General features: G+C 65.5%; 19 protein-coding genes, 1 pseudogene and 1 riboswitch. Of the genes and pseudogenes, 8 read left to right on the forward strand and 12 right to left on the reverse strand.

Features of this window, described 5'->3' with window-relative positions:
• Positions 1-9 precede the first annotated feature (9 nt).
• From motB to CCA01S_RS03865, 11 genes and pseudogenes are all read right to left on the reverse strand, one after another.
• Positions 10-858, reverse strand: a pseudogene (motB, locus tag CCA01S_RS03815) (flagellar motor protein MotB); the annotation flags it as partial.
• Positions 859-870: 12 nt separating this feature from the next.
• The gene (gene motA, locus CCA01S_RS03820; protein ID WP_066454333.1) at positions 871-1,740 is read right to left on the reverse strand and encodes a flagellar motor stator protein MotA; all 870 of its coding nucleotides are present in this window, start codon (positions 1,738-1,740) and stop codon (positions 871-873) included.
• 109 nt (positions 1,741-1,849) lie between these two features.
• Positions 1,850-2,413, reverse strand: a complete 564-nt coding sequence (gene flhC / locus CCA01S_RS03825) for a flagellar transcriptional regulator FlhC (RefSeq protein ID WP_066454335.1) — start codon at positions 2,411-2,413, stop codon at positions 1,850-1,852.
• 4 nt (positions 2,414-2,417) lie between these two features.
• Positions 2,418-2,738: a flagellar transcriptional regulator FlhD gene (gene flhD / locus CCA01S_RS03830; RefSeq protein ID WP_066454338.1), complete on the reverse strand. Its 321-nt coding sequence runs from the start codon at positions 2,736-2,738 to the stop codon at positions 2,418-2,420.
• Between the two features lie 284 nt (positions 2,739-3,022).
• Positions 3,023-4,642: a glycerol-3-phosphate dehydrogenase/oxidase gene (locus CCA01S_RS03835; protein ID WP_066454340.1), complete on the reverse strand. Its 1,620-nt coding sequence runs from the start codon at positions 4,640-4,642 to the stop codon at positions 3,023-3,025.
• A 12-nt stretch (positions 4,643-4,654) separates the two neighbouring features.
• A complete protein-coding gene (locus tag CCA01S_RS03840; protein ID WP_066454342.1) occupies positions 4,655-6,388 on the reverse strand; it encodes an ABC transporter substrate-binding protein in 1,734 nt (577 codons plus the stop codon).
• A 129-nt stretch (positions 6,389-6,517) separates the two neighbouring features.
• On the reverse strand, positions 6,518-6,826 hold the full coding sequence (locus CCA01S_RS03845) for a DUF2160 domain-containing protein (protein ID WP_066454343.1): 309 nt from the start codon (positions 6,824-6,826) through the stop codon (positions 6,518-6,520).
• 10 nt (positions 6,827-6,836) lie between these two features.
• A complete protein-coding gene (locus tag CCA01S_RS03850; protein WP_066454351.1) occupies positions 6,837-7,655 on the reverse strand; it encodes a carbohydrate ABC transporter permease in 819 nt (272 codons plus the stop codon).
• Entirely contained in the window at positions 7,648-8,541 is an 894-nt protein-coding gene (locus CCA01S_RS03855; RefSeq protein WP_066454355.1) for a carbohydrate ABC transporter permease, read from the reverse strand. The genes CCA01S_RS03850 and CCA01S_RS03855 overlap by 8 nt, the downstream gene beginning before the upstream one ends.
• Entirely contained in the window at positions 8,538-9,617 is a 1,080-nt protein-coding gene (locus CCA01S_RS03860) for an ABC transporter ATP-binding protein (protein ID WP_066454356.1), read from the reverse strand. Before CCA01S_RS03860 ends, CCA01S_RS03855 begins: the two co-directional genes overlap by 4 nt.
• Positions 9,604-10,683, reverse strand: a complete 1,080-nt coding sequence (locus tag CCA01S_RS03865) for an ABC transporter ATP-binding protein (RefSeq protein WP_066454359.1) — start codon at positions 10,681-10,683, stop codon at positions 9,604-9,606. Before CCA01S_RS03865 ends, CCA01S_RS03860 begins: the two co-directional genes overlap by 14 nt.
• Positions 10,684-10,819: 136 nt before the next feature.
• Between CCA01S_RS03865 and CCA01S_RS03870 the strand changes: the two genes are divergently transcribed.
• The 6 genes from CCA01S_RS03870 to CCA01S_RS03895 all read left to right on the forward strand — a co-directional run bounded on the left by CCA01S_RS03870 (position 10,820) and on the right by CCA01S_RS03895 (position 16,798).
• Positions 10,820-11,584, forward strand: a complete 765-nt coding sequence (locus CCA01S_RS03870; protein WP_066454361.1) for a DeoR/GlpR family DNA-binding transcription regulator — start codon at positions 10,820-10,822, stop codon at positions 11,582-11,584.
• An 8-nt stretch (positions 11,585-11,592) separates the two neighbouring features.
• Positions 11,593-13,086, forward strand: coding sequence for a glycerol kinase GlpK (gene glpK / locus CCA01S_RS03875; RefSeq protein WP_066454364.1), 1,494 nt, complete (start codon positions 11,593-11,595; stop codon positions 13,084-13,086).
• Positions 13,087-13,255: 169 nt separating this feature from the next.
• Positions 13,256-13,771, forward strand: a complete 516-nt coding sequence (locus CCA01S_RS03880; protein ID WP_232304965.1) for a TM2 domain-containing protein — start codon at positions 13,256-13,258, stop codon at positions 13,769-13,771.
• A gap of 122 nt (positions 13,772-13,893) precedes the next feature.
• Positions 13,894-14,601 carry a lipoyl protein ligase domain-containing protein gene (locus CCA01S_RS03885; protein ID WP_066454367.1) on the forward strand — a complete coding sequence of 236 codons (708 nt, stop codon included), beginning with the start codon at positions 13,894-13,896 and terminating at the stop codon, positions 14,599-14,601.
• A gap of 223 nt (positions 14,602-14,824) precedes the next feature.
• Complete coding sequence (panD, locus tag CCA01S_RS03890; protein ID WP_066454369.1) at positions 14,825-15,238, forward strand: aspartate 1-decarboxylase; 414 nt, start codon at positions 14,825-14,827, stop codon at positions 15,236-15,238.
• A 94-nt stretch (positions 15,239-15,332) separates the two neighbouring features.
• Positions 15,333-15,425, forward strand: a riboswitch (TPP riboswitch).
• Between the two features lie 56 nt (positions 15,426-15,481).
• Positions 15,482-16,798 (forward strand): purine-cytosine permease family protein, encoded by a 1,317-nt coding sequence (locus CCA01S_RS03895; protein ID WP_084386450.1) that lies wholly within the window; start codon positions 15,482-15,484, stop codon positions 16,796-16,798.
• Positions 16,799-16,973: 175 nt separating this feature from the next.
• Here the strand turns inward: CCA01S_RS03895 and CCA01S_RS03900 are convergent, their stop codons facing one another.
• On the reverse strand, positions 16,974-19,250 hold the full coding sequence (locus CCA01S_RS03900; protein WP_066454372.1) for a nitric-oxide reductase large subunit: 2,277 nt from the start codon (positions 19,248-19,250) through the stop codon (positions 16,974-16,976).
• Between the two features lie 195 nt (positions 19,251-19,445).
• On the opposite strand from CCA01S_RS03900, the gene norR reads away from it, so the two are divergent.
• Both norR and CCA01S_RS03910 read left to right on the forward strand, forming a co-directional pair.
• The gene (norR, locus tag CCA01S_RS03905; RefSeq protein ID WP_066454373.1) at positions 19,446-21,029 is read left to right on the forward strand and encodes a nitric oxide reductase transcriptional regulator NorR; all 1,584 of its coding nucleotides are present in this window, start codon (positions 19,446-19,448) and stop codon (positions 21,027-21,029) included.
• Positions 21,030-21,273: 244 nt separating this feature from the next.
• Positions 21,274-23,061, forward strand: coding sequence for an ABC transporter ATP-binding protein/permease (locus CCA01S_RS03910; protein ID WP_066454375.1), 1,788 nt, complete (start codon positions 21,274-21,276; stop codon positions 23,059-23,061).
• The last annotated feature ends 181 nt before the right edge of the window (positions 23,062-23,242 follow it).

The following is a 23,242-nucleotide window of genomic DNA, read 5'->3' on the forward strand; positions in this document are numbered from 1 at the left end:
CTGCACGCCCTCGGTGCCCGCCTCGTTTTGGGCATCGATGCGCTGCTCGGCGCGGCGGTTGAGCACCAGGATGCTGATGCGGCGATTTACCGCGGCCTTGGGGTCATCCTTGATGAGGTTGACCGTATCGCCCAGCCCCAGGATGCGCTTGATCTTGTTTTCGACCAGCCCGCCCGCCACCAGCTCGCGACGCGCCGAATTGGCCCGATCGGCGGAGAGTTCCCAGTTGCTGTAGCTGCGGTCGCCCGAAGCGTACTGCATGGCGTCGGTGTGGCCGGAAATCGTGATGGCGTTGGGCAGCTGGCTGATGGGCCGCGCCAGCTCGCGCAGGATGTCGCGCATGTAGGGCTGTACCCGGGCACTGCCGGTGGCGAACATGGGCCGGTTCTGCTGGTCGAGAATCTGGATGCGCAGGCCGTCGGGCGTCATGTCGAGCAACAGCTGCGGCCGAAACTGCTTGAGCACCGGGTTGTGCTCGATGAGGTTTTCCAGCTGGCTCTTGAGGTTTTCCAGGCTTTCCAGGTCTTGCATGTCCAGCTGGTCGGAATCCGCCGACGTGTTCGCGGGCGGCGGATTCTTGTTGGGGATGGGGCTGGGCTGGCCGCCGGGGATGACCGAGGTGCTGGTGCCCGGGCTCTGGCCACCCGTGATGGCCGTGATGAGCGGCATGCGAAAGTAGTCGGCGATGCCCTGGAGTTCGTTCTTGGGCACCAGCAGCAACAGCCACATCACCAGAAAAAACGACATCATGGCCGTCATGAAGTCGGCGTAAGCGATCTTCCAGCTGCCGCCATGGTGGCCTTCGCCGTAGGCACGCTTGCGGCGGACGACGACTCGACCGTGTTCCTGGTTGGCCATGGCTGCCCCTCCTTATTTGGCCGCCTGGCTCTTGCTCTGCCGCACGTGCGCATCCAGCTCGGAGAACGAGGGGCGCGAGGCGGAGAACAGAATCTTGCGGCCAAATTCGACGGCCAACGGCGGCGGGTAGCCGTTCATGCTGGCCAGCAGCGTGACCTTGATGCATTCAAGCACCTTGACGGCGGCCACCGACTGGCGTTCGACGGCGGCGGCAAACGGCGCGGCAAAGCCGTAGGACAGCAAAATACCCAGGAAGGTGCCGACCATGGCCTTGGCGATGAGGTCGGCCAGCACGGCGGGCGGCTGATCGACGGCCGACAGCGCGTGCACCACCCCCAGCACGGCGGCCACGATACCGAAGGCCGGCAGGCCGTCGGCCACCGCCCGCACCGCATTGATGGGCGTGTTGTGTTCGCTGTGCAGGGCTTCGATTTCCTGATCCATCAGGGTTTCGATTTCAAACGGGTTCATGTTGCCGCTGATCATGATGCGCAGGTAGTCCGTGAGGAATTCCATGAGCTTGGCATCTTTGAGGATCTGCGGATACTGCGCAAAAATGGCGCTGGACTGGGGTTCTTCGATATCGCCCTCGACCGACATCAGGCCGTCGCGGCGCGCCTTGTTGAGCAAGGTGTAGAGCAGGGCGAGCAAGTCCATGTACAAAGACTTGCCATAGGGATTGCGCTTGATCGCCTTGGGAAAGGCTTCGATCAGCAGCTTGATGGACGCGCCATTGCTGCCGCCGACATAGGCGCCGATCGCGCACCCGCCGATGAGCAGGAATTCGAACGGCTGGTACAACGCCCCCATGTGCCCGCCGCCAGCCAGAAAGCTGACGGCCACCGCCACCGCGACGATGAGGTATCCCAGAATGATAAACACGTGCGCACGCCTCGATAGTCAGAATGATGTCAATGTTCGCCCGTTTTCAGGCTTTCAAAAGCATGGTTCAACAGGACTTTTTGTACGTAAATCCCGTATCTGACTGTAATCAAACACTTGCGCGAGCGCTGGTCTTGCGCCGTGAGCGCGTCTTGCCGGCCCGGGGCGGAGGCTTGCAGATGGCGCAGACGAAGCCGGTTTCGGGATCGTGCGCATGCGCGACGAACTGCCCGTGGCACTGCTGACAGCACGACAGCTGTACCAGGCCGCTTTCAAAGAAGCGCACCAGCATCCAGGCCTGCGTGAAGCTGAGCACCGGCTCGCCGGCGGGTTCGCCAGGCTGCAGACCGGCGGCGGACTGTTCCAGATACAGGCGGTAGGCCTCGACCAGTGCATGCGACTTCTTGGCCGGCGTGAAGGCATCGAGGTAGCGGTAGATGTTGTAGAACAGGCTGGAGTGGATGTTGGGCAGCCAGGTCATGAACCAATCGACCGAGAACGGCAGCATGCCCTTGGGGGGCGAGGCGCCCTTGACTTCCCGGTACAGGCGGGCCAGCCGATCGTAGCTGAGCGAGGTTTCGGCCTGCAGCACCTGGAGACGGGCCCCGAGGCGCACCATGTCGGTGGCCAGAAGGATGTCGTCGGCCTCGCGCGAGACGCTTTTACTGCTCATTGCCCTAGGCCGTGACCGTTTCTTGGCGCGCCATCAGGATGGTGGAATGGGCCTGCTGCAGCACCCCGCCCAGCACTTCGTGCGTGAGGGCGTTGAGCAGCTGTGCGTCGTTGAGCCTGAAGGCGCACAGCACCGAATTGGAGCTGGCGAGCTTGACGATCTGGGCAGGCGACAGGTTGAGGATGATTTCGGCGACATCGGCGCTGAAGCCCAGCCGGAACATGCCGGCGGCCAGATTCTCGCGCAGCAGGCGCTGCGCCAACATCAGGTAAGACAAATTGACTTCGCGGATGTCATTCAACAACGCAGAATCAAGACTGGACATGATATCTCTTCGCTCACGGTGACGGTTCTGGGGGCTCAGGAACGGAATCGGGTGACAAGCAGGCCAGCCGACACACAACAAGGTAGACGTGTTGTTACGATTCTGTTTGTTCGAATGATCAGATTCGGACATCAAATATACATTTCCATGCACATTTGACATGAACAGGGCAGAGTATAGCCTGAATTAGGCACGTCATCCTAGCTACTTAGCGGTTTAGCGAAAATATGTTTATTTCAAATATTAACAATGGTGAATAAAACCTGACATCGAGACGATGGCTTTCAGGCTGGAACGCGACCATATTGCGCGGCCAGGCTCAAAAAGGCATCCAACTGACCATCGACCCCCAATTCCTCGAACAGGATGCGAGCTACCCGGGGCGCGATTGTAGCGGCCAGGCCCGCGTCGAGAAACAGCATCCTGTGGCGCCGGGCCAACACATCCTCGACGCAGCGGGCATACTCGTGACGGGCGGCGAAGCGCACCATCGCTTCGGTCAGCCCCAGCCCGAGCTCGACATCGGCCCCCGGCAGCGCCTGCAGCAGGCCCGCCTCGCTGCCATAGGTATGCGGGCCGGGCAAGGCGGCCAGGCTGACGGGCGCCGCCCCGGGCGCCGCGCCCACCAGCGGAAAGCGGGCCGTGCGGCAGCTTGGCAAGGGGCCCAGCTGCCCTGCCCGCACGCAGTGCTGCAGGACGTCTTCCGCCATCGCCCGGTAGGTTGTCCATTTGCCACCCGTGACGGTCACCAGACCCGAGGGGCTGATGCGCACGGTGTGCTCGCGGCTGATGGCCTTGGTATTGCCGCCCGCGCTGTCGTCGGGCCGTACCAGGGGCCGCAGGCCCACCCAGACGCTGCGTACGTCGCTGGCCTTCGGTGCCCGGGACAGGACACGGGCCGACTCGTTGAGGATGAAGGCCGCCTCTTCGGGCAGCGCCCGCGGCTCGCGCACGGCATCCGGGCGCGGCGTATCGGTGGTTCCGAGGATGACGTGCCCCAGCCAGGGCACGGCAAAGAGCACTCGGCCGTCCCGCGTATGGGGCACCAGCAAGGCGTTTTGCGACGGCAGAAAAGCGCGCTCGACCACCAGGTGCACCCCCTGGCTGGGGGCCACCATGGCCGAGCTGCCCTGCCCGCGCGCCGCGTCGTCCATCTGGCGCACCCGATCGACCCAGACCCCCGTGGCGTTGACGACACAGCGCGCGCGCACCGTGCCCTGGCGCGGCGCGCCGTCCGGCGCCAGCGCGTCTTCCCAGCGCACGCCGCAGACCCGCCCGCCCTCGTGCAGGATGTCGATCACGGGGCAGTAGTTGAGCACCAACGCCCCTTGCGCCGCGGCGGTGCGCGCCAGCGCCAGGGCGAGGCGCGCATCGTCGAACTGGCCGTCCCAGTATTTCACGCCCCCATAGAGGTGGCCGGGGTTGACGCCAGGCAGCTGGCGGGCCGTGGCCGCGCGTCCCAGCCATTCGGTGCGCCCCAGGCTGGCCGAACCGGCCAGGGCGTCGTACATCTTGAGCCCCATGCCGTAGAAGGGGAGTTCCCAGGGCCGGTAGGCCGGCATGATGAAGGCCAGCGGCTGGGCCAGGTGCGGCGCATTGCCCAGCAAGGCGCGGCGCTCGTGCAGCGCCTCGCGCACCAGGCCGATGTTGCCCTGCGCGAGATAGCGCACGCCGCCGTGCACCAGCTTGGTGGCGCGCGACGAGGTGCCGCCGGCGAAATCGTGGGATTCCAGCAGCAGAACCGACAGGCCCCGCAGCCGGGCATCCAGGGCGACGCCCAGGCCGCTGGCCCCCCCACCGATCACGATCAGGTCAAGCTCGGGCAAAGCCTCGAGGGCGTGCAGCAATTGAGCCCGATCGGTGCGAGCGGGAGAGGCAGCGGCGGTTTGGGACATCGTATTCATACCATCAACAGATCAACGGACGCGGCCTTCCTTCCAGGCCTGCAAGAGAGAGTCGTAGGACACCGTTTCCGGCTTGGGATTTTCATTGGCCAGCTTTTTCCAGGGCGCATGCTCGCTGCTCAGCCACTTGGCGGGGTCGCTCTTGGGGTTGAGCTTGGGCGCGCAGCGTTTCATGCCCGCGCGTTCGAGGCGGGCCATGACCTTGTCCATGTCGGTGGCCAGGTTGTCCATCGCCTGCTGCGGGGTTTTCTCGCCGGCAATGGCCTGCGAGATGTTGCGCCACCACAGCTGGGCCAGCTTGGGGTAGTCGGGCACGTTGGTACCGGTGGGCGTCCAGGCCACGCGCGCCGGGCTGCGGTAGAACTCGATCAGGCCACCGTACTTGCTGGCGTTCTGGGTGAAATAATCGCTGTGGATGTCGCTGTCGCGGATGAAAGTAAGCCCCACGATCGACTTCTTGAGCGAGGTGGTCTTGGCCGTGACGAACTGGGCGTAGAGCCAGGCCGCCGCCACCTTGTTGGGATCGTGGTTCTTGAAGAACGTCCACGAGCCCACGTCCTGGTAGCCATTTTGCATGCCGTCCTTCCAGTACGGGCCGTGCGGCGCGGGCGCCATGCGCCACTTGGGCGTGCCGTCCTCGTTGACCACCGGCAGGCCCTTCTTGATCATGTCGGCGGTAAAAGCGGTGTACCAGAAGATCTGCTGGGCGATTTCCCCCTGGGCGGGCACCGGGCCAGCTTCGGTGAAGGTCATGCCCTGCGCCACGGGCGGCGCGTACTTCTTCAGCCAGTCGATGTACTTGGTCAGCGCATAGACGGCGGCGGGCGAGTTGGTGGCCCCGCCGCGCGCCACCGAGGCGCCCACCGGCGTGCATTTGTCGTCGGCCACCCGGATGCCCCATTCATCCACCGGCATGCCGTTGGGCGTGCCCTTGTCGGCCTCGCCCGCCATCGACAGCCAGGCGTCGGTGAAGCGCCAGCCCAGCGAGGGGTCTTTCTTGCCGTAATCCATGTGGCCGTAGATGGGCTTGCCATCGATGGTCTTCACGTCTTCGCTGAAGAACTTGGCAATGTCTTCATAGGCCGTCCAGGTGACGGGCACGCCCAGTTCGTAGCCGTACTTGGCCTTGAATTTTTCTTTCAGGTCGGGGCGGTTGAACAGATCTTGACGGAACCAGTACAGGTTGGCGAACTGCTGGTCGGGCAGCTGATACATCTGCCCGTCGGGCGCCGTGGTGAACGAGGTGCCGATGAAATCTTTGAGGTCGAGCCCCGGGTTGGTGTATTCCTTGCCCGCGCCCTTCATGTAGTCGGTGAGTGACAGCACCTCGCCGTAGCGGTAATGCATGCCGATGAGGTCGGAATCGGAAACCCAGCCGTCGTAGATCGATTTGCCCGACAACATGGAGGTCTGCAATTTTTCGACGACATCGCCTTCCTGGATGATGTCGTGGTTCACCTTGATGCCGGTGATCTCTTCAAAGGCCTTGGCCAGTACCTTGGATTCGTACTCGTGCGTCGTCAGGGTCTCGGACACCACGGAAATCTGGTTCACGCCCTTGGCCTTGAGCTTGGCGGCGGCATCGACGAACCACTGCATCTCGGCTTTTTGCTGGTCTTTGTTCAGGGTGGATGGCTGGAACTCGGTGTCAATCCATTTCTGTGCCTCGGCCATGCCGGCCCAGGCGGCCTGGCTGCCCAGGGCGCAGGCGATGGCCAGCGCAACCGTGGTATGGCGAAATCTCATGATGCTCTCCTCGTGGTTTGGAAATCCCCGTTGCTTCTGTCGGGTGCTGCCCTGGGGAATGGCAAGACACCTGATTCGTGTCGCGGACACGGCACCCTGCGGCGCCGTCCCGATGTGAGACGGATACCTTCAGCCCTTGCGCATGATGAAGACCAGCACCCCCATCGACAGGACGAAACTGATCCAGACCGAGGGCTCGTCCTGCAGGCCGAACCAGTCGACGAACTGTTCACCCAGGCCAAGAAACCCCAGATTGATGTAGGCCGCCACCAGCAGGCCGATGAACAGCCGGTCTCCGCGGGTGGTCGCCATCGGCAAAAAACCCTTGCGCGGCACCGTGGGCGACTTCAGCTGCCACACGGTCATGCCGGCCAGCAGCAGCGCCACACAAATGAAGAACACCGCGGTCGGCAGCGTCCAGACCATCCAATCGAGCATGCTGTTCTCCTTAGACCCGGCCCATCGCGAAGCCCTTCGCGATGTAGTGGCGCACAAACCAGATGACGATGGCCCCCGGCACGATCGTAAGCGTGCCCGCAGCGGCCAGCGTGGCCCAGTCCATGCCCGAGGCCGAGACCGTGCGCGTCATGATGGCCACGATGGGCTTGGCATTGACGCTGGTGAGCGTGCGCGCGAGCAGCAGCTCGACCCAGCTGAACATGAAGCAGAAGAACGCCGCCACCCCCACGCCGGACTTGATGAGCGGCAGGAAGATCGTGAGAAAGAAGCGCGGAAAGCTGTAGCCGTCGATGTAGGCGGTTTCGTCGATCTCGCGCGGAATGCCGCTCATGAAGCCTTCGAGAATCCACACCGCCAGCGGCACGTTGAACAGCAGGTGCGCCAGCGCCACGGCCCAGTGCGTGTCCATCAGGCCCAGGGTGGAATACAGCTGAAAGAACGGCAGCAGAAACACGGCGGGCGGCGTCATGCGGTTGGTGAGCAGCCAGAAAAAGACGTGCTTGTCACCCAGAAACGAATAGCGCGAGAAGGCGTAGGCCGCGGGCAGGGCCACGCCGATGGCCATCACCATATTGAGGCACACGTAGATGAGGCTGTTGACGTAGCCCATGTACCAGGACGGATCAGTGAGGATGAGGCGGTAGTTGTTGAGCGTGAACTCGCGCGGAAAGATGGAAAACTCGGACAGAATCCCCTGGTTGGTCTTGAAGCTCATCACCACCATCCAGTAGATGGGCACGAGCGCAAAAAACAGATACAGCCACAGAAACACCGTGCGCTTGCGCGGCAACCAGGTGGACTTAGTCATGGGGCACCTCGGTATCGCTGGTGCCGACCCGCAGCATCCAGTTATAGAGAATGAAGCAGAACATGAGGATGATGAGGAAATAGATGAGCGAGAACGCTGCCGCCGGCCCCATGTCGAACTGGCCCACGGCCTTTTGCGTGAGGTACTGGCTGAGAAAGGTGGTGGAACTGCCCGGCCCGCCACCCGTCAGGACGAAGGGCTCGGTGTAGATCATGAAACTGTCCATGAAGCGCAGCAGCACGGCGATCATCAGCACGCCGCGCAGCTTGGGCAGCTGGATGTAGCGAAAGACCGCCCACTTGCTGGCCCCGTCGATGCTGGCCGCCTGGTAATAGGCTTCGGGGATGGCCTGCAAGCCGGCATAGGCCAGCAGGGCCACCAGCGGCGTCCAGTGCCAGACGTCCATGAGCAGCACCGTGAGCCAGGCCTGCACCGGGTTGCCCACATAGCTGTAGTCGATGCCCAGCTGGGTGAGCGTCCAGCCCAGCAGGCCGATGTCGGTGCGCCCGAAAATCTGCCAGATGGTGCCCACCACGTTCCAGGGAATGAGCAGCGACAGCGAGACGATGACGAGCACCGCCGACGCGCGCCAGCCCTTGGCCGGCATGGACAGCGCCAGGGCCACCCCCAGGGGGATTTCAATGGCCAGCACCGCGCCCGAAAACAACAGCTGGCGCCACAGGGCGTCGTGCAAGTCTTGATCGCGCATGGTGCTGGCAAACCATTCGGTGCCGACGAAGACCGCCTGATTGGGGCCGAGAATGTCTTGCACCGAATAATTGACCACCGTCATGAGCGGGATGATGGCCGAGAACGACACACAGAGGATGACCGGCAGGATCAGCCACCAGGCCTTCTGGTTGACGGGTTTGACAGGTGCGCTCATGCCAGAAGCTCCTCGTTGTGGTACAGGCAGGTATGCGTCTCGAACACGGCGGCGTGCACCTCGCTGCCCGGCGCGGGCAGCACCTGATCGGAAGCCACGTGCGCCTTGATTTCGTGGCCCGCCGCCTGCAGGCTGACCAGCTGCGTGGTGCCCAGCGGCTGCACGCGCACGATCGTGGCGGGCACGCTGCCCGCCTGGGGCTGCGCCAGCAGGCGCAGGTATTCGGGGCGGATGCCCAGCGTCAGCGGCCCCACGGGCAAAGACGCGGCGGCTTGCGCGGCCAGTTGCGTGGCGCCCAGCCACAGGGATTGATCCGCGCGGCATTCGACGGGCAGCAGGTTCATGCCCGGCGAGCCGATGAAATGAGCGACGAACGTATGCTGCGGGCGCTCGAACAACTGGGCCGGCGTGCCCTGCTGCACCACCCGCCCGCGCGACATGACCAGCACCTGGTCGGCAAAGGTCATGGCCTCGACCTGGTCGTGCGTGACGTAGATGAGGGTGAGCCCGAGTTCGTGGTGAATCTGCTTGAGCTTGCGGCGCAGTTCCCACTTGAGGTGCGGGTCGATAACGGTGAGCGGTTCGTCGAACAGCACGGCGGACACGTCCGGGCGCACCAGCCCGCGCCCCAACGAGATTTTCTGCTTGGCATCCGCCGCCAGGTTGGCCGCCCGCTGGTCGAGCACGGCGGACAGTTCGAGCATTTCGGCAATGCGCCCCACCCGCTCGCGAATCTGCGCGGCGGGCACCTTGCGGTTGCGCAGGGGAAAGGCCAGGTTCTCGCCCACGGTCATGGTGTCGTAGATGACCGGAAACTGGAACACCTGGGCGATGTTGCGTTGCTGCGGGCTGGCTTGCGTGCGATCGACGCCATCGAAGCACACCGTGCCCTGCGAGGCGGTGACCAAGCCGGAGATGATGTTGAGCATGGTGGTCTTGCCGCAGCCCGAGGGCCCCAGCAAGGCGTAGGCCCCGCCGTCTTCAAAGGTGATCTTCAGGGGCAGCAAGGCGTAGTCGGCATCCGAACGCGCAGTCTTGCGGTAGCTGTGGGCGAGATCAAGATCAATGCGCGCCATGGCGGGCCTCCGGGGCATGCAGCAGGGCCTCGTCGGCGCCGAAAACAAACGCCTGCCGACTGGAAAAATGCAGGGTGACGGGGTCTTGCAGGCGATGGTGGCTGACGCCGGGCACCTGGGCCACCAGGTTGCCCACCGAGGTCTGCACGTGCACGTAGGTGAACGAGCCGGAAATTTCGGCCAGCTGCACGCGCCCCGCCAGCTGGCAATCGCCCCCGCGATCGTGCAGGGAAAGATCGGTCGCGCGCAGCCCGATGGTGGCCTCGCCCGCGGGCAAGGGGGCTGCCAGCGCCAGGGACAGGCCTTCGGCCTGACGCACCCGCAGCGTGCCGCCCTGCGCCTGCCCGGCCAGGAAGTTCATGGGGGGATCGCTGAAAGCGCGCGCCACCCGCACCGATTTCGGGCGCTGGAAAACTTCGATGGTGGGGCCATACTGCAGCAGTTCGCCGGCATCGAGAACGGCGGTGTAGCCCCCCAGCAGCAGGGCCTCGCTGGGTTCGGTGGTGGCATACACCACGGTGGAGCGCCCCGCGGCGAACATCAGCCCCAGTTCTTCGCGCAGTTCTTCACGCAGCTTGTAATCGAGGTTGACCAGGGGTTCGTCCAGCAGCATCAGCGGCGCATCCTTGGCCAGCGCGCGGGCCAGTGCCACACGCTGCTGCTGCCCGCCGGAAAGCTCGGCGGGCAGGCGGTCGAGAAATTCTTCGATGTGCAGGGTGCGGGCAATGGCCAGCACCCTGTCTTTGGTGTCGCGCTGGCCGCGCAGCTTGAGCGGCGAGGCGATATTTTGCGCCACGGTCATGGACGGATAGTTGATGAACTGCTGGTACACCATGGCGATGTTGCGCTGGCGCACTGGCACGCCGGTGACGTCTTGCCCATCGACCAGCACGCGGCCCGCGCAGGGCGCGTCCAGCCCGGCCATGACGCGCATCAGGCTGGTCTTGCCCGCCCGGGTGGCGCCCAGCAGGACAGTGACGGTGGATTCGTGCAAGGCCAGGTCGAGCGGGTAGAGCCAGGTTTCCGCCCCCACCTTCTGTTGAACCCCAAGCAGCTCAAGCCGCATCGTATGCTTCTCCGAAAGCTGATCATTTTTGAATATTATTGTTCGTTTTAAGCTCGTTTGCTTTCCATGAAAACCCTAAGATTGGTTCCTTTTCTTTCGTTGTACAGTTCTCCTATTACTCACACGTCTCGTATCCATGAGCCCGAATCCCCGCCAGATCCGCCTGCTGACGCTCATCCAGACCCAGGGTTCCTGCAGCCTGGATGAGCTGGCCGAGCACCTGCAAGTGACCGTGCAGACCGTGCGCCGCGACGTGCAGCGCCTGGCCGAGGCCAACCTGCTCGTGCGCTTTCATGGCGGGGCGCGCCTGCCTGCTTCCACCATCGAGAACATCGCCTACCGGCAGCGGGCGCAGCTGCACGCGCAGGCCAAGCAGCGCATCGCCCAGGCCATCGCCCGCCAGATACCCAACGACTGTTCGCTGATGATCAACATCGGCACGACCACCGAAGCCATCGCGCGCGCGCTTGGCGGGCACACGGGCCTGCGCATCATCACCAACAACATCAACGTGGCCTGCATGCTGGGGCGCCAGCCGGGCTGCGAGGTCATTCTCGCCGGGGGCAACGTGCGCCCGCGCGACCTCGCCATCGTCGGCGAAGCCACGGTCGAGCTCATCCGCCAGTTTCGCGTGGACATCGCGCTCATGGGCATCTCGGGCATCGAGGAAGACGGCACGCTGCGCGATTACGATTACCGTGAGGTGAAGGTGTCGCAGGCCATCATGCAGTCGGCCCGCGAAATCTGGATGGCCGCCGACACGAGCAAGTTCGGGCGTCCCGCCATGGTGCGCGTGGGCGAGCTTGGCCAAATTCACCGCCTGTTCACCGACGCGCCGCCGCCCGAGCCCTACCCCGGCCTGCTGCAGGCGGCCGACGTCGATTGTGTCGTCGTTTCCTGAGGTCTCCCATGACGTATCTTCTGGCCCTCGACCAGGGCACTTCCAGCACCCGCAGCATCGTGTTCGACCGCTTTGGCCGCATCGTCGGGCTCGCCCAGCGCGAATTCACGCAGCACTATCCGCAGCCCGGCTGGGTCGAGCACGACCCGATGGAAATCTGGCACACGCAGCGCGACACCCTGCACGAGGCCTTGAACCGCGCGGGCATCGGCGCGCAAGACATCAGCGCCATCGGCATCACCAACCAGCGCGAGACCACGGTGGTCTGGGATCGACGCAGCGGCGAGCCCATCTACCCGGCCATCGTGTGGCAGGATCGCCGGGCCGAGCCCAGCTGCGCACAGCTGCGCGAGCGCGGCCTGGAGGCCACCATCCTGCAGCGCACGGGCCTGCGCATCGACGCGTATTTCTCGGCCACCAAGCTGCAATGGATACTGGATCACGTGCCCGGCGCACGTGCCCGCGCGCAGGCGGGCGAACTGCTTTTCGGCACCATCGACAGCTGGCTCATCTGGCAGCTGACGGGCGGGCAGCGGCACCTCACCGACGTCAGCAACGCGGCGCGCACCATGCTCATGGACGTACACCGCAACGCCTGGGACGCCGAACTGCTTGACCAGCTGGACATCCCGGCGCGGATGATGCCTACCATCCTGCCCTCGTCGGCCGACTTCGGCGCCACCAGCCCCGAACTGCTGGGCCGCGCCGTGCCGATCTGCGGGGTGGCGGGCGACCAGCAAAGCGCCTTGTTCGGCCAGGCATGCTTTCGGCCCGGCATGGTGAAAAACACCTACGGCACGGGCTGCTTCATGCTGATGCACACGGGCAATCAGTTCCAGACGTCCACCAACGGCCTGGTCACCACCAGCGCCGCGCAGACCGACCAGCAGCCCGCCTATGCGCTGGAAGGCAGCGTCTTCGTGGGTGGCGCCGTCGTCCAGTGGCTGCGCGACGGGCTGCGCGCCTTCGTGCGCAGCAGCGACATCGAGGCACTGGCGGGCAGCGTGCCCGACTCGGGCGGCGTCATGTTCGTGCCCGCCTTCACGGGCCTGGGCGCGCCCTGGTGGGATCCGGACGCACGAGGCACCATCACGGGGCTGACCCGCGGCAGCACCATGGCGCACATCGCCCGCGCCGCGCTGGAGAGCATCGCCTACCAAAGCGCGGCCCTGCTGCAGGCCATGAGCCGCGACGCTCAGGCCGCCGGGGCGCACGAGCTGCGCACGCTGCGCGTGGACGGCGGGGCCTGCGTCAACGATTTGCTGATGCAATTTCAGGCCGACCTGCTGGGCATTCCGGTGCAGCGCCCCACCATGGTCGAAACGACGGCGCTGGGCGCGGCCTTTCTGGCCGGCCTGCAGGCGGGGGTATACGCCGACCTGCAAGAGCTGGAATCGCTCTGGCGCATCGAGCGCCAGTTCGACCCGGCCATGCCACGCGACCAGGCCGCCGAAGCCCTGGCGCGCTGGGATCAGGCCGTGCGCCAGGCGTGCACGCGCTGAAACCAGGCCCGCCACCGAGAGCCCACGCCCCCCCGCTGCCGGCCACATACGGCCATCAACTGAGGGACAGGCAAGCTGGCCGGGCCATCCGCCGTGTGTTCGCCGTCCTGCAGTCGCTGTTCCACATTCCTTATAGAATGGCGCATGGGCGCCTGCCTGCGGCATGCCCATGACGCCCTGCCCTGCCCGCCCCGCCGACACCACCCAAGCGCCCATGCTCAAAAAACTGATTCTCATCATTGCCATCTTCGCCATCTTGCTGCTGGCGCTCAGCGTGGGTGAAGTCGCCTTCGGACAGGTGTTTCACTGGATATCCGGCATCACCGGGGTACTCATCCAAAATTTCAGCGACCTTTTTGCCGCCGCCGCCCGCTATCTGCACGTCCACACGGGCAAGGTGCTGCTGGCCGCCCTGCTCACCGTGCCCATCAGCCTGTGGATTCTGCGCTCGCAGCGCGAATCGCTCGGGCGGCCCACGTCGCAGCGGCGCATTGCCATCGTGCTGGCCATTTTCCTGGGCTGGCTGGGCGCGCACCGCTTCTTTCTGGGGCAGATCGGCTGGGGGCTGGGCTTTTTGCTCATGAGCTGGATTTTCGTGCCGCTGGCGGTGGTCATCGGCTGGATCGACGCCATCCGCTACCTGTTCATGGACGACGAAACCTTCGCCCGCACGCAGCTGTCGTAAGCCAGGGCACCGCACGCACCATGAGCCCGCTCGTCCCCCCTTCGCCCGCATCCCTTTCGTCCACCCCTCCTTATCGCTTGCTCGAACTTGACGCGCTTGGATCCGGTACGCTTGGCCCCGATATGCTTGGGCCCGGTGCCGGGCAGGCGCCCGGCCCACTGGCCGACGAAGCGCTGCTGCGCCACGCCATCGACGGGCCCGTGGCCTGCCTGTGGCACGCCGCGCAAGGCCTGGTCGTGCCACGCACCTACGCCGCGCGCTCCGGTTTCGCGCAGGCCCAGGCCGATTTCGCCCGGCGGGGCTGGCCCATCCACGTGCGCCAATCGGGCGGGGGCGTGGTGCCGCAGGGCCCGGGCATCCTCAACCTCAGCCTGGCGCAGCGCTTCGCGGGGCGTCCGCTGGATCATTCCGAAACCTGCTATCGGCAGCTGTGCGGCCTGATCGCCGCCGCCTTGCTGCACTGGGGCATCGACACGCGCGCCCAGGCCGTCGAGGGCTCTTTCTGCGACGGGCGCTACAACCTGGCGTCGGGGCAGCCCGCGCGCAAGGTGGTGGGCACGGCCCAGGTCTGGCGTCACATCCCGGGCCAGCCTCCCGACCAGCAGATCGGCCTGGTACACGCGCTGATTCTCGTGCGCTGCAGCCCACAAGAAACGACGGCCCAGGCCAACGCCCTGGAAGCCGCCCTGGGTTCTCCGCGGCGCTACGACGCCGGGAAGATCGCCTCGCTGGATCAGTTGATCGCGGCCACGCGCCGGGCCGATTTCGAACGCGGCTTTGCGCAAACGCTCAAGGACACCATCGCACACAGCCGCGCCATCGCCGCCTGATGCGACAAGCTGGGCGCGATCCGGGTGGCCCGCCCAGGGGCGCCACGCCCCCCACGGCGCATGCACACGCAGGCGCCAGGCGGATGCCCGAACTGTCACGCGCGGAAATCAAACAGCCCATATGCCGCGGACGGAATCCGCCCCGCGCGCCGGGGCACAGCCCGATTGCTGCGGCGCAACGCGCTAAAATGCGGCCATTTTCATCGTCACCACTGGACATCACGTGAGAAAAATCGTTCGCGCCAAACTGCATGGCATTCGCGTCACCGGGGCCGATCTGGATTACCACGGCTCGATCACGCTCGACCCGGATCACTGCGAAGCCGCCGGCATCCTGCCGCTGGAATTCGTGGACATCTGGAACAAGAACTCGGGCGCGCGCATCAGCACCTACGTCATCTACGGCGAACGCGGCTCGCGCTGCTGCATCCTCAACGGCGCCGCCGCGCGCACCTGCCAGCGCGGCGACGAAGTCATCATCGCCACCTCGGAATACATCCAGGAATCCGAGCTGGAACACATCGAGCCCGCCGTGCTCACCTTCCACCCGGACAACAGCGTGCGCGAACGCCTGGGCTACTCGGTGGGCCGCGACGAGCAGAACCGGCTCACCTTCGAGATCGTGCATTACGACTGAGCCGGATCGGCCCGGCAAAACGGATACCGCGACAGGGACATGCTTGCCCCCGACAGGCCGACCCCCTACAATCAATCCGTTTTCGCCCATTTTTGAGCCTCGCTAGGGGTGCCGCAACCGCGGCTGAGATAGTCCCTTCGAACCTGATTGAGATCATCCTCGCGCAGGAAAGCAGCTCGCCGTGGCGGCGGCTGGCCGTCGTCTGCGTCTGTCACCTGCAACATGTACACAGACAGGCGCACCATGCAAGCACAGTCCTCTTCAACCGTCCGGGCAGCCACGCCCGCCGACGCTTCCCTGCCCTCCGACACCCTCCTGCCCGACGCCGAACGCGTCTTCGGCTGGCACGACCACCTCTCGCTCTGGTTCAGCCTGGGCGTGGGGCTTCTGGTCATCCAGGTGGGGGCCTACCTGGTGCCCGCGCTGGGCACGCAGGCCGCCTTGCTGGCCGTCACCTTCGGCTCGGTGCTGGGTGCGGGCCTGCTCGCCTGGGTGGCGCGCATCGGCTGCGCCAGCGGCGCCTCCAGCGCCGGGCTCATCCACGCGGTCTACGGCCTGCGCTTCGCCCGCCTGCCCGTGCTGCTCAACGTCATCCAGCTGGTGGGCTGGGCCACCTTCGAGCTGGTCATCATGCGCGACGGCACCCGCGCCATCGGGCGCCAGGCCTTCGGCATCGACAGCGGGCTCATCCTGCCCACCCTCTTCTGGGGCGTCGTCGTCCTGCTGCTGCTGCGCGGCTCGATGGTGACCCTGGTGCGCCGCATCGTCAGCCGCGTGGGCTTGCCGCTGGTGGTGCTGTCGCTCATCTGGCTCACCGTGCAGTTCGGCCTGCGGCTGGACGCACAGACGCTGCACGACTGGTGGCTGCGCCGGGGCGACGGCAGCATGAACACTTTCCAGGCGCTGGATCTGGTTATCGCCATGCCGGTGTCGTGGCTGCCGCTGGTGGCCGACTACGCGCGCCATGGCCGCAGCCGCCAAGGCGCTTTCTGGGGCACCTGGGTGGGTTTCACCGTGGCCAACATCTGGTGCTACGCCCTGGGCGTGCTGGTCATCACCGTCACCGGGCCTGATACCGACATGGTCAGCGCCCTGCTGCTGGCACAAGGCGGCCTGCTCGCGCTGGGCCTGATCCTGATCGACGAGCTGGACAACACCTACGGCGACCTGTATTCGGGCTCGGTCAACAGCAACAGCCTGTTGCCCCGCCTCGGCCTGAAGGCCTGGGGCACGGTGCTGGCCGTGCTGTCGATCGCGCTGGCCATGGTGCTGCCCATGCACTCGCTGGAACCCTTCCTGCTCACGCTCAGTTCGGTGTTCGTGCCGCTCTTCGGCACGATTCTGGGGCGCCTGGGCCTGCAGGCCGCGCACCCGGACGCCGCCGCGCGCGGCATCCACGCGGCGCCGGCCCTGATCTGGGTGCTGGGCATCGCCTTTTACCACGCCCTGGCGCAGTGGGCGCCGCAATTCGGCAGCGCGCTGCCGACTCTGGCGCTCACTTTCCTGCTGGGCGCCTTGAGCACGCAGGTTGCAGCGCGCACCAGCGCGTCGGCAGCTTGAGGGCCTGACAGCCCCGCCGCGTGCAACGCGAGCCAAGAAACGCAACGACTGCCATCTCTTTGGCTCAAACGCAAGAAAGCCCGCCTCATGTCAAGGCGGGCTTTCTTTTGCGAGGCCCGTTTCGGGCCCCGCCGGCCGGGGCTTCCAGGAAGACCCGGCTGTACTGCGCAGCGGCTTAGCCGCGTTGTGCGGCCAGCTGGCCGTCGAGCACCGGTGCGGCCTTGCGGTCGAGCAGTGCGGTGACCACTTGCCACATGACGCCCAGGCCGCCGACGATGAAGACCACGTCGCCGAAAGTGCGCATCCAGCGCAGGGTGTGGATGATGTCCTGACCCGTGAAGGCTTCGCTGCGTGCCCACCACGTGCCCTGGCTGACGCTGGCGTAGAACTGCATCAGGCCGATGGGCAGCAGGCTGAGCGAAATCATCATCACCAGGCCGATGTTCATGCACCAGAAGGCGGTGTTCATCAGGCCGTCGTTGAACTGCATGTTGGGGCGGACGTAGCGCAGCACGAAGAGCGAGAAGCCCAGCGCGAGGAAGCCATAGACCCCGAAGAGCGCGGCGTGCGCGTGCACCGCCGTGGTGTTCAGACCCTGGATGTAGTAGAGCGAGATCGGCGGGTTGACCATGAAGCCGAACACCCCGGCGCCGAACATGTTCCAGAAGGCCACGGCCACGAAGAATTTCAGCGGCCAGCGCAGGTTTTCCATCCACGGGGCACGGGCTTTCAGGCGCCAGTTTTCCCAGGCTTCGTAGCCCAGCACCACCAGCGGCACCACTTCGAGCGCGCTGAACGAGGCGCCGATGGCCATGATGGGGGTGGTCGTACCCGAGAAGTACAGGTGGTGCATGGTGCCCGGCGTGCCGCCCAGCATGAACAGGATGGCCGAAGCCAGGCTGGCCGTGGTGGCGCCGCGCTTGGACACCAGGCCCATGGTGGAGAAGATGAAGGCCAGGGCCGCCGTGGCGAACACTTCGAAGAAGCCTTCGACCCACAGGTGCACCACCCACCAGCGCCAGTATTCCATGATGGTGATGTTGGTGCGCTCGCCATAGGCCAGGCCGGCGCCGTAGAACAGGCCGATGCAGATGACCGAGGCGCTGAACAGGGCCAGCAGGTTCTTGTCGCCCTTTTGCTTGAGCGCCGGCACGATACCGCGCAGCATCAGGAAGAGCCAGAAGACGATGCCCAGGAACTTGCCGATCTGCCACACACGGCCCAGTTCGACGTATTCATAGCCCTGGTGGCCGAGCCAGAAGTTCCAGCTTTCGGGCATCAGGTGGGCCAGCGCGGCGAAGTTGCCGGTAAAAGAGCCCACGACGACCAGGATGAGCGCCCAGAACAGGACGTCCACGCCCAGCTTCTGGCCCTTGGGGTCTTTGCCGCCGTTGAGGATCGGCGCGAGGAACAGGCCCGCGGCCAGGAAGCCCGTGGCGATCCAGAACAGCGCGGCCTGGATGTGCCAGGTGCGCACCAGCGAATACGGCAGCCACTTGGAGACGTTGATGCCGTAGAAGGTCTGCCCTTCGACCGTGTAGTGGGCTGTGAAGCCGCCGATGAAGATCTGCGCGCAGAACAGCGCCACCACCAGGAACAGGTACTTGCCCAGCGCGCGCTGCGAGGGCGTGAGCGCCAGCAGCGAGATGGGGTCGCGCGCCGGGGCGGCGGGTTCTTCTTCTTCCTTGCGCATGAAGGCCCAGGCCCACACCAGCAGGCCCACGCCCGCGATCAGGATGATGACGCTCATGATCGACCAGATGACGTTTTCAGGCGTCGGCACGTTGTCGATGAGCGGCTCGTGGGGCCAGTTGTTGGTGTAGGTGGCGACGCTGTCGGGGCGCTGGGTGCCAGCCGCCCAGGCCGTCCAAAAGAAGAAGTTGGCCAGCCGCGCGCGTGCTTCGGACGTGGGCAGGGTGTCTTCTTTCATGGCGAAATGAACCCGGCTTTCATGAGCCGAGGCATCGGTGCCGAACAGCTTGTCGTAGTACGACGCCGTCTGGGCGATCGCCTGGGCGCGGCGCTCGGACACCGTGACCACGCCGCTGGCGGCGTCGTAGGTGTTCTTGCGGTACTCTTTTTTCAGCTGGCGCTCGAGCGCGACCTGGCTGTCTTCGTCAAGCTGGCTGAAATTGACGCCCGCCTTCGCTTGCGCGGCCAGATCGAGCCAGGCCGTCAGTTCGCGGTGCAGCCAGTCGGCTGTCCAGTCGGGGGCCTGATAGGCGCCGTGGCCCAGAATCGAGCCCACCGTCATGCCGCCAGCCGTCTGCCAGGCCACCTGTCCATCCAGAATCTGCTCGCCGGTCATGATGACTTGGCCATTGGCAGTGATCACCTGATTCGGGATCGGGGGTGCCTGGTGATAGACCTCTTTGCCCATCCACCCCAAGATGCCAAATGACACCACTAAGACGCCGATCAGCGCCCACCATAACTTCTTGTACTCACGCATCCTGCGCTCCTTCTGCAGCTGTGCGACGTTTCAGAACAAGCGCCGACTGGCGCCCCCGTTTTCACTTCATTGTCCCTCAAGCAATAAGCGTGCCAACTGACCAGACTAGGGAAACTACTGATATAGATCAAACAGGGTGATTTTTACCTTTGAAAAAAGGGTAAAAAAAACCGTGTAAAGGTATAAATTACCCGCATGGAAACGCAACTGCTCTCCGACTTGAACACCGACATGCCCGACGGCGTGCGCCTGCAGCGGGCCGCCGTGGCCGTCCGTCAGGCCTTCGCCTGCGATGCCGTCGGCCTGCTGATGCTCGACGGCCACGACACGCTACACCTGGTGGCGGCCAGCGGCCTGGCGCACGAGGCACTGGGACGGCGCTTCGTCGTGGGCCAGCACCCGCGCTTTGCCGCCATCCTCTCGCGGCGCGAGCCGACCTGGTTCGACCCGGGCAGCATGCTGCCCGACCCCTACGACGGCCTGCTCGACGACCGCAAGGGCTCGCCCCTGCCGGTGCACGACTGCCTGGGCCTGCCCCTGTTCCGCCAGGATCGCCCCTGGGGCATCATGACGCTCGACGCGCTCACCACCGGCACCTTCGACGAAGCCGCCCGGGCGCGCCTGCAGCAGCTGGGGCTCATCCTGCAGGCCGCCGTGCGCATGACCGACCTGGAGCGCGAAAATCGCCAGCTGCGCCAGCTGGGCAGCTCGCAGCAAGGCATCGAGCGCATCGGCGAGGCGAGCGAAATCCTGGGGCACAGCGAGGCCATCCAGTCGCTGCTGCACGAGCTCGACCTGGTGGCCGATTCCGACCTGCCCATCCTGCTGCTGGGCGAAACGGGGGTGGGCAAAGAACTCTTTGCCCGGCGACTGCACCGTCACTCGCGGCGCAGCCAGCAGCCCATGATCCAGGTCAACTGCGCCGCCCTGCCCGAATCGCTGGCGGAAAGCGAGCTGTTCGGCCACGTGAAAGGCGCGTTTTCAGGGGCCACCAGCGACCGGCCCGGGCGTTTTGAAGCGGCCCAGGGCGGCACGCTGTTTCTCGACGAAGTGGGCGAGCTGCCGCTCAGCCTGCAGGCCAAGCTGCTGCGCGTGCTGCAAAACGGCGAAATCCAGCGTCTGGGCACCGACCAGACGATCAAGACCGACGTGCGCATCATCGCCGCCACCAACCGCGACCTGAAGGCCAACACGCAGGCCGGGCTGTTTCGCGCCGACCTGTACCACCGCCTGTCGGTGTATCCGATCCCCATCCCGCCCTTGCGCGAGCGCGACCGCGACATCCTCATCCTGGCGGGGCACTTTCTCGAATTCAACCGCGCGCGCCTGGGTCTGCGCGGGGTGCGGCTGTCGTACGGCGCCGAGCGCGCCCTGCAGCGCTATCCCTGGCCCGGCAACGTGCGCGAGCTCGAGCACGTGATCAGCCGCGCCGCGCTGAAGATGCTCAGCCGCGGCGCCTCGCGCGACCAGGTGCTCACCATCGAAGCCGACCTGCTCGACCTCGACATCCAGCCGCCCGCGGCCCCGGCGGACGAGACCGCAAGCTCGGGGGCCGCCACGGACACCGAAGCGGGCGGAGCCGCATCGGCCACGCCCGCGCTGCAGGACATTCCCCCGCTGCGCCAGAGCGTGGACGACTGCCAGCGCCAGGCCGTGCGCCAGGCCCTGGCCGCGGCCCAGGACAACTGGGCGCAGGCGGCCAAGGCGCTGGGACTGGACGCCAGCAACCTGCACAAGCTGGCCAAGCGGCTGGGCCTGAAAAAGCACCTGGACGACTGACGGCGCAGCCCCATCCGCGCGCCGGAGGCGCGTACGCCCGCCCCCCCGGGCCTGAAGCGGGATCACGCCTGGCACGGCCGACAAACCCGGCGCGGGACGAAACCTTTTCCAGTCGGGCCCATCCAACCTACAATCCTTCACTCCCCACGCGCGGCGCGTCCGCCCGCGTGGTCGAGCCGCGGGCCCGCTGTCGCACGCGCCCGCCCGGGGGCCGCATCACCTTCTACAAGGACATCGAACGCTCATGGAATGGCAGAAAACCCTGATTGAAAGCGGTGTATGGATCGCCAAGGCCTACGTGCTGACGGTGCTGGCGGGGGCCTTCGCCATCTGGGCCTTGCAGAAGTACACGCGCTGGGGCCATCAGTTCTGGCGCCTGAGCGCGGCGTTCTTTGCGCCCCGGCGCAACTGGCGGCCGCTCGCGGGCGTGGCCCTGATTCTGCTGCTGACGCTGGCCGCCGTGCGCGTGGACGTGCTGTTCTCCAATTGGTACAACACCATGTACAGCGCGCTGCAGGCGCTCAACGAGCCCGGCTTCTGGGCCGCCATGCTGCTCTTTGCGCTGCTGGCCGCCGTGCACGTGGTGCGCTCGCTGATCGACTTCTACGTCCAGCAGGCCTTCGTGGTGCACTGGCGCGAATGGCTCAACGAACGCCTGCTGCAAAACTGGATGGATCAGCAGGCGTACTACCGCTCGCAATCGCTCAGCCACCTGGCCGACAACCCCGACCAGCGAATCCAGCAGGACATCACCAGTTTCGCCAACAACTCCATGACGCTCGCCGTGGGGCTCATCAATGCGCTGGTGTCCACCATCGCCTTTACCGTGATCCTCTGGAACCTGTCGGGCCCCATGACCGTGCTGGGCCATGAAATCCCGCGCGCCATGGTGTTTCTGGTCTTCATCTACGTGTTTCTCGCCACGCTGCTGGCCATCTGGATCGGCAAGCCCCTCATCCGCCTGAACTTCCTCAACGAAAAACTCAACGCCGACTACCGTTACGCCCTGGTGCGCGTGCGCGAATACGCCGAGAGCATCGCCTTCTATCGCGGCGAGCGCGTCGAGGGACGCACGCTGCGCTACTGGTTTGCCGAGGTCATCGGCAACGCCTGGGACATCATCTACCGGTCGCTGAAATTCCTGGGCTTCAACTTCGTGGTCACCCAGACGGCGGTGGTGTTCCCCTTCATCATCCAGGCGGCGCGTTTTTTTTCCAAGCAGATCAGCCTGGGCGACCTGATCCAGACGGCCCAGGCCTTTGGCCAGCTGCAGACCAATCTGTCGTTCTTCCGCAATGTGTATGACAGCTTCGCCAGCTACCGCGCCACGCTCGACCGTCTGACCGGCTTTGACGAAACCGTCGCGCAGGCGCGCGCCATGAAGCTGCCACACACGCGCCAGGAAGGCAGCCGGCTGGCGCTCAACGACGTCACCGTCTGCCGCCCCGACGGCCACGCGCTGCTGAAAGACCTGACCCTGGAAGTAGCCCCCGAGCAGCCCGTGCTGGTGCGCGGCCCCTCGGGCGCGGGCAAGACCACGCTGCTGCGCATGATCGCGGGCATCTGGCCGTATGGCTCGGGCGAAATCATCCGCCCCGGGGCGTCTTCGCTGTTTCTCGCGCAAAAGCCGTATCTGCCTCTGGGCACCCTGCGCGAAGCCCTGCACTACCCGCAGCCCGTCGAGCAGGTGGCCGCCGGGCAGGACGAGGCCATCCTCACGCTGGTGCAGCTGGGGCACCTGCACGACAAGCTGGACACGCAAGACGACTGGAGCCGCATCCTGTCGCTGGGCGAGCAGCAGCGCCTGGCCTTTGGCCGCCTGCTGATCGCCCGGCCCGACGCGGCGTTTCTCGACGAAGCCACCTCGGCCATGGACGAGGGCCTGGAAGATGCCATGTACCGCCTGCTGCGCGAGCAGCTGCCCGGCACCCGCCTGGTGAGCGTGGGGCACCGCAGCACCCTGCGCCGCCACCACGGCGCCGAACTGATCCTGCAAGGCGAAGGCGGCGGCTGGCAGTTGAAACCTATTTGAACCCGGGCCATCCGTCCATGCGAGACATCAAGAAATCCAGGCAAATGGCCGGGCGCGCCGGATCGGCTCGTCTACACTATGGCCCGTCCCCCGCGGGCCTGGCCCGATCCGCAACGCAAGCCCCGAACCAAACCTCGGGAACCCGCGGCCACCGGCGCCCGCGCGGCCCGCAGCCCTTCAT

This window comes from Castellaniella caeni NBRC 101664, assembly GCF_001592225.1.
Lineage (GTDB): Bacteria > Pseudomonadota > Gammaproteobacteria > Burkholderiales > Burkholderiaceae_B > Castellaniella > Castellaniella caeni.